Raw genomic sequence first — 6,000 nt, 5'->3', positions numbered from 1 at the left:
GCATCGTAGTCATGAGTTTCTTGCAGAACGTAAAAGCTGTGGCGACCCCGATAACCCACCGGTGAAGCCATGGACAATCAATCACCTCCCGAAGCCGGCGGCAAGAACGCAACAAAGCCGCTGATAGGGGTCGCCTCCACTGCCTCGTTCGACTTCTTCATTTTGCAACGAGAGCCCGAAGTTTCTTGAGGATACCTTCATGGAAAACGCTGCTTCCGCTGTAGGGGCTTCCTGTAAACATACCCTTTCGCCCTTGCACCTTCTTCAGCTCATTGATGGCAACCCTGCGACCTTCACCTAGAAGCTCACTATCCTTCAGGTATTCGAGGTGGGCGACATAGAATCTACCTTTGGAGTCCACAAAAACGAACTGCTCAACAGGTCCGTAAAATGGCTCATCCTTCCAAGACGCTTCCCGGTAATCTGCCACAATCTTACCCAACGTCGCCTCACCCAAATCGAGTTTACCAACCAACTTGCCGGTTGCAATCCAGTACGTCGGTTTGCCGGTCAAATTGGATCTTACATGCTTCGGCGTCTCGACGCGGTCCTCGCGATAAACCTCAATAGTCTCAGCATGAGTGAACCCCACCAGAAGGAGTGTTGTCAAAATGACGAGTCTCATTTTTTGTCGAACGTTGAAGTGGTGGCACCCGCTACCGGGAGCGCCACTCCGACTCACGGTAAAGGGTTCTAGTCACGGTTCAATCTCCGACTCGCAGCGGGGTAGCGGGTTGCCACCCACGCCTTGTTCGCTGTTGGCTTGTCTATGGCGTCGTAACTTGCCCCTCGTCATCTATGTAAAGGGGGATTGTCGTCGTCATTTTGCGCTTTGGGGTTGCCAATCTCACACTGACCTCAACGGTGTCAGAAGACAGCCATCTTAAGGGCACCTGTCCGGAAGAACTCACAGACTCCTTGGCGACTCCAAGCTTCTTTGCGGCGATCTCCAACAAATCCGGAATCTCCAGTGATGCGGCAGTGCCAGCCTTGGAAATCCGATAGATGTTGAGCTTGCTGTGCCTTGCGCCTGAATCGTGAGTTGCGAGCAGCGTGGATATGTCGTTCCACTCTATTGAGAGAAACGAAGTCACTTCCTTGTCTGTCATCCACTTCGTTCGCGAATTGATGATAAATAGCAGTGTGGTGCGGTCTGCTGGCGCGAGCCCGATACCTGTGGCAGTGGTCGCGCTATCGGGAGTGTCTCCATCCCAATGATTGAACTCAAACAGCGCGTGTTCCGCGTCAGGAGATGTTGAACCCTCAATGAGAACGCCTTGGGTGATTCCGCGTTGCCTAGCCCACCACTCTTCTGGCTCCCGTGCACTCGCCGGAGGGGCGGCAATCGCTAGCGCAGAAATGGCAGTAAGGAAGCGATTCATTTCTCCAGCGAGACCCTATGGCTGCGACTTGAAGCAGTCGGGCACCATCGGAGTGGGTTGAGGGTTGGGAATAAGGTGTCGGGTCGGGTTCTTTTCGTGGGCGATCCCGCGTGAACGGGATCTATCCAAGATCAATGCGTGACGAAAAATGAAAACGAACTCAGACACGACCCGCACACCCTACCTCGGACGCGATGTCCATAACGAGCAAATTGACTCAGGTATTCGGGAACCATCCGTTTGTCCATCCCCTGCGGGTATGATCATCGTCATTCTGGAGGGGTCCCGCAACGCGGAACCTCGTCCGTAAGGATCGGTCGCCACCTCCCAGCACGCGCTGGGGTGTCTCTTCAGTGGGGCGACTTCACCCACCCACTGGCCAGCTTTGCCCCCGTCGGCCGAGATCAGTTTGAGCCAGCCAGAGGTGGTGGTGAGAACGGCCATCAGCAGGCGGGCTCCGTCGCGGTCCTGCACGTCGGCGGGAGTCACCTTCACGGAAAGGATGAAGCCGAGGGTGTCGACCAGGACGTGTCTCTTCCTTCCTGTCATCGTCTTACCCGCATTAGAGCCACGAAGTCCGGGTTGGCTCGCTGTGCGAACGCTTTGGCGATCGAGGATCGCAGCGGTCGGGGCATCTTTTACCGACTTTGAGCCGGTCCAGGTCGCGGATCGCGTGATGGATCTGCTGCCAATGGCGCTGCTTGGCCCACAGTCGGAAATCGTGGTAGAAGGTCTTCCGGTGGGGCAGGTCGTGCGGGATCCTGCGCCACGAACCGCCGGTCCGGATGATGTCGAGGATGCCATTGAGGATGCTGCATCGCGAGTGTTCGCAGGTCCCTTCCCCGCCATCCCTTCGGGCAACTGGGAAGTAGCGCGCGGATCCTCTCCCACTCGGATTCGGTCTGGCTGCTCGGATCCTCGTGCATCCCGAGCTTTTCGACCACCTAACCTAACAGAACAGAAGTTCGTGGCAAATCATGCTGTGTCTCCCGGCCGGGAAGCATGCGAACGGTTCGAGACTTTCCTCCTGAGGGGGGGAACGCCGACCCGGTCGTCGGCCCGCGGGAGCACGCCCACGGGCGCCCCTTAACCGAGCGGGATTCTCTGAGCGCTGACCGATGAAAGAGATCGCTTGATCGTCAGTTGCTTGTTGACGGGGCTTTTCGCTTTCACCGGCCCTCTTCCAGGCTTTTCTTTGGCGGGCGATCTTCAGGTTTCACACCGATGGACACGATGACCTTCCGCCACCACAAGCTCCGTGCCACTGCTCTTGTTCTTCTGGCTCTCGTCGGCACGGCTCTGGTCTTGGTCATTCCAGCCATCGCTCGCGAATTCACCGACGGAATCATCGGACAAAACCGGCCTGATCGGATTGTTCGAATCACTCTGATCGGCCTGGGCGCGATTGCCCTGAGGCAAGCTTTGCTTTCTCTCCGTTCGCTTCTTGCTCAGTCACTCGAGTCGCGGCTCACCCATGATTTGCGGGTCCGGCTGTTCGATCAGCTTCAGAGCCAACCCATTCGTTGGTTCGATCGTCACGCTTCGGGGGAAATCATGTCCCGTGTGGCGGATGATGTTCCTGCGACTCAGCGGATGTATGTGGAAGCCTTGGATGTCGCGCTTCCTGCCTTTTTTCAGTTCGCCGCCATTTTGGGATCGCTGTTCTGGCACGATAGTCGGCTGGCATGCGTGGCGATTGCTCCACTTCCGGTGATTGGGCTGATCACATGGCGTCACTCGGTTCGCGCCGCCCCTCATTGGAGGGCTTCGTCAGAGGCGACGGCGGATCTCCACGCCCATCTCCACGATTCGCTTTCTGGGATTCGCCAGATCAAAGTTTTCACCCACGAACCGGAGACCTTGGAATCCTTCGCCGCCGCCTCTCAGCGCACGCGAAGTCGCTATATGAAGGTGATGAAGGGCCAGGCGGTGGTTTGGCCCGGGGTCTCGATGCTAGCGGAGGCCGGAATCATTCTTATGGTCGCCTACGGAGCGTGGAGAGTGTTGCAGGGGGAAATGACATCTGGAACCTTGTTCTATTTCCTCTTTGCCTGGGGCTTCTTGTTTGATCCGGTGTCGAAGATCAATCCGCTGTCTCAGACCTTCAGTCGAGGTCGCAATGCGATGCGGCGGCTGCGCGAAATTCTTGATCGGCCTGCAGAGCCTCAGCTGACCGAGGGTCTGCGGCCGGCTGTTTTCCGGGGCGATATCCGCTTCGAAGGGGTTTCTTTTTCTTATGATGAGACGACTCCGGCGGTCGCCGAGATTCAGCTCCATGCAGCGCCCGGAGAGACGATCGCTCTGGTCGGTCCCACCGGGGCCGGAAAATCCACGCTGCTTCACCTCTTGGCCCGATTTTATGAGCCGAGTTCCGGACGCATTTTGCTCGATGGGCAACCCCTCGACCACCTGTCGAAAGAATGGCTGCGTGACCATATTGGCTACGTGACGCAGGACAGCTTTCTTTTCAACGATACGCTCCGCGCCAATCTGCAGATTGCCCGGCCCAGTGCGACGGACAGTGAGCTCTGGAAGGCGCTTGAGGCCGCCAACGCCGCGAGGTTCGTGCGTGATCTGCCAGAGCAACTCGACACGTTGGCGGGAGAACGTGGCATCCGATTTTCCGGGGGGGAAAAGCAACGCCTCTCCATCGCCCGCGCGCTTCTGCGCAATCCTCCGCTCCTGCTTCTCGATGAAGCGACCTCGGCGTTGGACAATCAGACGGAGCTACTGGTCCAGCAGGCTCTTGAACGTCTCCGCGCCGATCGCACTTGCTTCGTGATCGCCCATCGCCTCAGCACGATTGAAGCCGCGGATCGCATCGCGGTGCTGGTTGACGGCCGCATTGCAGAAGTCGGAACTCACGCCGAACTGGTGGAGGCTGCAGGTCCCTATGCTGATTTGCATCGGGGCGGATGGAGCCCACTTGTCCCACCAAGTTGAATCGAGGATCTACTCGAGTGAAGGCATTGCATGGGCCCGACCACGGGCACGCGCCTTCGCCACTGCCCAGATCGCGGATCCCCACGAGACGACCACCAAGGACAGGTTGGCGACAAACGGTTCCCAAGGATAGGGCCATCTGGGAATCACCCCGGTCATTTGGAGGAGCGCGGCGTAGGGGGCAAAGGCCGCCCAATATCCGGCCAATTGGAGAGCGACGCTGAGCAGGACTGCGATGGACATCCCCCCTGACAGGCGAACTTTCCATGCCGCCCCTGCGGCCACGCCCAAGGCGATGGGCGTGAGGTAGCTCCAGAGATCGATCGGGCCGAACGGGGCCAGAATTCGAGAGATCGCCGGGAGGCCGCCGCTTTCCCGGTAGATCTCGGTGAGCGTCTCGACTCGGATGTCGTAGGCCAACTGGGCCAACGCTAGCAGGGGGCTCAAAGTGGCCAACAGGACGGCAGAGCCGACCACCACGCGAGACCGCAGGCCCGGCACTACGACCTTATCGCCGGAGGCGGTTTTCATGTCGCCAAGTGCCACTGCTTGGTGGGAGAGGTGTGAAGAACGCAAGGGTTTCATCGCCGAATGAACGTTTCAGGATGGTGGCTTTTCCACCCGCCGCTTTCGAGCTCCATCGCTCGATCGGGTGAAACCCCGTCCGCCCGGCCAAGTCACGGATGCCTTTCCGAATCGGATGTCGACTCCGGGTGGCGACTTGAGAATGCTGGTTGCACCCCATGGTTCGTCCGCACCTCAGCCTCAATTTTGCTCTCTCTGCCGATGGCCGGATCACTTCCATCGCCGGGATTTCCTCTGGATGGACCTCGGAGGCGGATCAAGAGCGATTCCACCGCTTGCGAGTCGAAGCCGACGCCCTCCTGGTGGGAAGAGGGACCCTCGAAGCGGACCGGATGACCCTTACCGCTCCACAGAACCCCCTGCGTTGCGTCATTTCCCGGACGGGCAAGTTCGATCCGTCGCATCCGCTTTTCCACACGCCCGGCGGCCCCATTCATCTGCTGGGAACCGAGCACGCCCCGAGGAAGATCAAGGATACGGTGGGGCACCACTCCACTCTGGCCCAATTTCTTGAGCGTCTCCACCAGGACTTTGGCGTGGAGAGGCTTCACTGCGAGGGGGGCGCCAGCCTCGTCCGTGAACTCGCTGAAATCGATGCCATTGATGAAATCCACCTAACCTGGGCCGGTCACACCCTTTTTGGGGGACGGGATGCGCCTGGGCTCACCGGTCCTCCCGGGGATTTCCTAGCATCTTCTCGCCACTATCAACTCACTCATTTTGAATCCCTAACCGAATCGGGAGAATGCTTTCTCAGCTATCGCAGGGCGTAAAAAAGCCGTCTCCCCTTCAGGAAACGGCCTCAAAATCCGATCCCGGTTTCGCCCGGGTGGAGGCGAATCAATGGGCTTCTTCTGCGTGCTCACCCGCATGGCCCTCTTCGCCATGCTCGGCATGTTCTGCGTGCTCGTCATGACCGTGGGCCCCGTGGGCCTCGTGCAAGATCTTCGTTTCCTCCCAATCATGGCGTTCGCACGAAACGGCGGAAAACGCGGCAGCGGCGGCGAGCAGGCAGAAAAGTTTCATCGCCGCTTCGTTTAGGCCCCTCGCCCGCCCCCGGCAAGCGGGAATGCCCGCGGAACCGGAGCAA

General features: G+C 58.9%; 8 protein-coding genes. 2 read left to right on the top strand and 6 right to left on the bottom strand.

Features of this window, described 5'->3' with window-relative positions:
- Nucleotides 1-157 precede the first annotated feature (157 nt).
- From HNR46_RS15070 to HNR46_RS21530, 4 genes are all read right to left on the bottom strand, one after another.
- Nucleotides 158-625: a hypothetical protein gene (locus tag HNR46_RS15070; protein WP_184020238.1), complete on the bottom strand. Its 468-nt coding sequence runs from the start codon at nucleotides 623-625 to the stop codon at nucleotides 158-160.
- A gap of 142 nt (nucleotides 626-767) precedes the next feature.
- Nucleotides 768-1,382 (bottom strand): hypothetical protein, encoded by a 615-nt coding sequence (locus HNR46_RS15065; RefSeq protein ID WP_184020237.1) that lies wholly within the window; start codon nucleotides 1,380-1,382, stop codon nucleotides 768-770.
- 180 nt (nucleotides 1,383-1,562) lie between these two features.
- Complete coding sequence (locus HNR46_RS20665) at nucleotides 1,563-2,000, bottom strand: transposase (RefSeq protein ID WP_425491701.1); 438 nt, start codon at nucleotides 1,998-2,000, stop codon at nucleotides 1,563-1,565.
- Entirely contained in the window at nucleotides 1,945-2,298 is a 354-nt protein-coding gene (locus HNR46_RS21530) for a transposase (protein ID WP_184020254.1), read from the bottom strand. Before HNR46_RS21530 ends, HNR46_RS20665 begins: the two co-directional genes overlap by 56 nt.
- Nucleotides 2,299-2,606: 308 nt before the next feature.
- On the opposite strand from HNR46_RS21530, the gene HNR46_RS15050 reads away from it, so the two are divergent.
- Nucleotides 2,607-4,325, top strand: a complete 1,719-nt coding sequence (locus HNR46_RS15050; protein ID WP_184020236.1) for an ABC transporter ATP-binding protein — start codon at nucleotides 2,607-2,609, stop codon at nucleotides 4,323-4,325.
- Between the two features lie 9 nt (nucleotides 4,326-4,334).
- Here HNR46_RS15050 and HNR46_RS15045 read toward each other — a convergent pair whose 3' ends face one another.
- Nucleotides 4,335-4,910: a hypothetical protein gene (locus HNR46_RS15045; protein ID WP_184020235.1), complete on the bottom strand. Its 576-nt coding sequence runs from the start codon at nucleotides 4,908-4,910 to the stop codon at nucleotides 4,335-4,337.
- Nucleotides 4,911-5,068: 158 nt separating this feature from the next.
- Here HNR46_RS15045 and HNR46_RS15040 point away from each other — a divergent pair, with 158 nt between their 5' ends.
- Entirely contained in the window at nucleotides 5,069-5,683 is a 615-nt protein-coding gene (locus HNR46_RS15040; protein WP_184020234.1) for a RibD family protein, read from the top strand.
- Between the two features lie 67 nt (nucleotides 5,684-5,750).
- On the opposite strand, the gene HNR46_RS15035 is transcribed toward HNR46_RS15040, so the two are convergent.
- Nucleotides 5,751-5,936 (bottom strand): hypothetical protein, encoded by a 186-nt coding sequence (locus HNR46_RS15035; RefSeq protein ID WP_184020233.1) that lies wholly within the window; start codon nucleotides 5,934-5,936, stop codon nucleotides 5,751-5,753.
- Nucleotides 5,937-6,000: the final 64 nt, after the last annotated feature.

The sequence above is a fragment of the Haloferula luteola genome, from assembly GCF_014201715.1.
Taxonomy (GTDB): domain Bacteria; phylum Verrucomicrobiota; class Verrucomicrobiia; order Verrucomicrobiales; family Akkermansiaceae; genus Haloferula; species Haloferula luteola.
The sequence above is the reverse complement of the archived record's forward strand: the minus strand, read 5'-3'. Positions and strand labels throughout refer to the sequence as shown.